We start from the raw sequence: 914 nt of genomic DNA on the forward strand, positions 1-914 counted from the left end.
TGCTGGACCGCGAGCGGCGACCGCTTGCGCGCCGCACGGCTCCAGACTCTCCTGCCGATGATGCGCACGGCGCTTTTCATCGTGATCGCGATGGTCGTTGTCATGACCGGACTCAGCGAGATCGGCGTGAACACGGGGCCGTTGCTCGCGAGCGCGAGCATCTTCGGCGTGGCGCTTGGTTTCGGTTCACAAAAGCTCGTGCAGGATCTGATCACCGGCATCTTCCTGTTGATGGAAAACGCCATGCAGGTCGGCGATTCGGTCACGCTCGCGGGCGTGTCGGGAACGGTCGAGTATCTGTCGATACGGACCGTGCGCCTGCGCGGCGGCGACGGGTCGCTTTTCACCGTGCCGTTCAGCTCGGTATCGACGGTGAACAATACGAATCGCGGCATTGGCAATGCGGCGGTCCGCGTGAGCATTGCGCTCGGGCAGGATATCGGACTGGCATCGGATACGCTCAAGGAGATCGGCGCTTCGCTGCGTGAGGACGATGCATTCAAGGACGGCATTCTCTCGGACTTCAGCCTCTGGGGCGTCGACGCGGTCGATGGCTCGACAGTCACGCTCGCCGGCCAGATCCAGTGCCGCGATACCGCGCGATGGGGCGTGCAGCGCGAGTTCAACCGGCGCATCGTGGATCGCTTCACGCAAGCCGGTATCGAGATTGCCAATCCGCAGCGCAACTTCCTGATCTTCAACAGCGCGGACGGCGAGGAACTGGCCGCGCGCTCGAAGGGCAGCGAAGAGGGCGAGTTGCTGAATGCGCCCGCACAAGCGCAAGCAACGGACAGCGCAGGGCGTGATCCCTACAACGACGCGGCCGTCGACAGCGAAGCCGATCAATCCACTTTGCGCGGCGCACGTACGAGTACGGGCGAGCCTTCGAACTCGCCGCCTGATCGCTCGAAGCA

1 pseudogene is annotated in these 914 nt (G+C 63.8%); it reads left to right on the forward strand.

Going from position 1 to position 914, the window contains the following annotated elements:
• A pseudogene (locus tag ACRXB1_RS36840) lies at window positions 1–694 on the forward strand (mechanosensitive ion channel family protein); the annotation flags it as partial.
• Between the last annotated feature and the right edge of the window lie 220 nt (window positions 695–914).

Source organism: Caballeronia sp. M23-90 (assembly GCF_053574605.1).